This window comes from Laedolimicola ammoniilytica (assembly GCF_025567165.1).
Taxonomy (GTDB): Bacteria; Bacillota; Clostridia; order Lachnospirales; family Lachnospiraceae; genus Laedolimicola; species Laedolimicola ammoniilytica.
This window is the reverse complement of the sequence record NZ_JAOQKC010000013.1, coordinates 8,753-9,139: the sequence shown is the minus strand read 5'-3', so window position 1 is coordinate 9,139 and position 387 is coordinate 8,753. Positions and strand designations below refer to the sequence as shown.

At 54.3% G+C, this 387-nt stretch carries 1 protein-coding gene; it reads right to left on the bottom strand.

Annotation, left to right across the window (positions count from 1 at the left end):
* Window positions 1–387 (bottom strand): hypothetical protein (locus OCV63_RS10465; RefSeq protein WP_470365370.1); only part of this gene is annotated, 387 nt, incomplete at both ends.

Sequence of the window (387 nt, the reverse complement as noted above, 5' to 3'; positions counted from 1 at the left end):
AAAGCGATCTGGTCGGCAGGCATCCCCTGAGCAATGAGTTTCTGACGAATATCGTCATATACCGTAAAGACCGGTTCCTGCTCCGGCAGAGGCACAGCGCCTTCCAATGCGTGAAGCAGTGGATTATCCAGCGTTTTCGCCGCCTTGCTTACAGGAGCTTTTGCCTGCGGTGTAGAAATGTCACAGAACACCAGCTGGGTCAGCTTGTCAGCTTTGCCATCCCGCCAGATCTGCATGATGTTGTCCACGCACTGATTGACCTTTGTGCCAGGTTCATCCGGCAGCATCTGGTTGACGATTCTCTGGTCCAGGCCCAGCTTACGGCCATCCGAGGTAATCTTGAGCATATTGTCCTGGGATGGGTCAACGGTTCCGCTGTGTACCAGC